This is a genomic window from Ornithinibacillus salinisoli (assembly GCF_042684965.1).
Taxonomy (GTDB): Bacteria; Bacillota; Bacilli; order Bacillales; family Amphibacillaceae; genus Ornithinibacillus; species Ornithinibacillus salinisoli.
Genome location: NZ_JBHUMI010000035.1, coordinates 1 through 2,179, shown reverse-complemented (window position 1 = coordinate 2,179; position 2,179 = coordinate 1). Strand labels below are relative to the sequence as shown.

Genomic DNA, 2,179 nt, shown 5'->3' with positions numbered 1-2,179 from the left:
TATAAATGTCAAGTTAATTATGTACAGTTTTGACTGTTTAAGAATGTACAATTTTAATCATTTTCTTTATCTAAATGATCTTTGATTCTGTAAGAATCACCTATGATATTTACCACTGTGGCGTGGTGTAAAACCCGATCTAAGATGGCATTAGCGAGTTTTGAATCTTGAAAGACCTCATCCCACTGCTTGAAATTAACATTGGTGGTCAAGATTGTGCTTTTCTTCTCGTACCTCATATCAATGAGCTGGAAGAAGAGTTTGGCATCTTCTTGATCAATAGGAAGGTACCCTATCTCATCAATAATTAACAGTTTATACTTCCTGTAATGTTTTAAGCGAGCTTCCAATCTATTCTCGACCCGTGCTTTTTTTAGGTGTTGAATGAGTTCGTGACATTTGATGAAATAAGTACTATTACGATTCTTTGCTGCTGCTATACCGATTGATGTTGCCAAATGTGTTTTACCAACTCCACTTGGCCCTAGAAAAACAATGTTTTCTTTATCTTCGATAAATCGCAATGTAGTAAAGTCTAATATCTGTTGTTTATTAACCGACGGCTGAAACTCAAAGTCAAAATCCTTCACCTCCTTTAAGTGAGGAAAAGCTGCGACTTTGACCATGGAACGCACCATATTTTGTTCACGTCGATCTATTTCATAGTTTGTCCACTTAACGAGCGTTTCGACAAAAGATTGTTGGTTAGATATTGCTGTATCAATAATGTCATCAAGATGTTCATGCATTTGTTTTAGCTTCAAATATTCAAGATTCTTAACGAGTTGCTGATAACTACTATTCATCTTTATAGACCTCCCCAATAGCCTCTAAATTTCTTTTTGACCATTCATCCGTATCAATACCTTCATACATATTCATAGATAAAACCTTTTCATAATGTGATGGGTCATAATTCAATTTCAATTGACTAATGGGATGTCTAGCGATTAAGGCCGTGTTATAATAAACATGTATATGGTCATCATAAATTTGTAAACCGACGGTTTTTCCTTTGTATTCAGGTGGGACTGAATACTGGTTACTCTGATAAGTAATCATGCTTGATGGATTAACCTTTACAGGTTTATGAACGATTTTATATGAATCTCTTATAGACTTCCTGGGTAGGGGCTGTAGGAGATTCTTTTCTTGTTTTAAAGCCAATATAGGAATTTTTCCTGTTCCTTGGTGATAGCTATGATTAGCACGTTCACATAATGTTTGTACGAATTCATGTAACTCTTCATAGTTCATTTGACCTTGATAAGCATGAATTTCGTCTAATAATTTCATGACATTTTCGGCTTTCCCTTTCGTTTGAGGTTTACCTGCCTCACATGGTTTAAGTTTAAATCCGAAATCCTTTGAGAAGTGATCAAACCGTTCGTTGACAACTCCTCTTGAATAAGCTGTTCTCGGATGGTCCATGACCGTTTTCATGTTATCCGTTAGAAGTATTTTAGGTACGCCTCCCAATGCTTCAAATGTTTCTGTTAAAAAAGACATGAGAACACTTTGCGATTTAGAAAGCGTTAGGTAAAAAGCCTTGAACCGGGAATGGGATAATAATAAGACAGCTACATTTACATAGATAATCTCTCCATCCCTCGTGATATACTTAATATTTTCTTTCCAATCAAATTGTGCTTGTTCTCCAGGTGGAGTTTCGAATCGTAACACAGGCTTAGCTGATGGTGTTCGTTTTCCGTTGGAAAAATAGGATTGAAACTCAGGTTTACTAGATATATAACTTCTAAAACGAGATTGTGAACAATCTAATCCATGATTATCTTTTAAGTACTGCCATAGCACCCGTTTATAAAAAAAGACTTGCGGTGAATCTTCTGAAAGAAGAAGGGATATCACACCATAATAATCATCTATTTTAGATTTCCGACTTCTCGACTTACTAGAAACATATCCATTTAAATACTTATCGACTGTTCGTCGATCAACTTTTAGTTGCCGTGCTAGTTCACTCTTATTAATTTTCATCCCAAGACTCTCCATCATTAGTTTATATTTGGATAAGTCTGTCAGACTATCCACTTTAAAGTCCGTTGTTAAATTAATCGATAAATGCATTCTCCTCACCCCAAATTCAGTATGCATTTATCGATCAGAGTTGTACATTCTTAAATGATCATTTATGTACATTTATAAACTAGCATTTATA

Annotated in this window: 2 protein-coding genes; both read right to left on the bottom strand. The window is 35.0% G+C overall.

The genetic code is table 11. The features are described from left to right. Window positions 1-53: 53 nt before the first annotated feature. Complete coding sequence (gene istB, locus ACFSTA_RS18745; protein WP_377558366.1) at window positions 54-806, bottom strand: IS21-like element helper ATPase IstB; 753 nt, start codon at window positions 804-806, stop codon at window positions 54-56. Further along, window positions 799-2,088, bottom strand: coding sequence for an IS21 family transposase (istA, locus tag ACFSTA_RS18740; RefSeq protein ID WP_377558365.1), 1,290 nt, complete (start codon window positions 2,086-2,088; stop codon window positions 799-801). Before istA ends, istB begins: the two co-directional genes overlap by 8 nt. Between the last annotated feature and the right edge of the window lie 91 nt (window positions 2,089-2,179).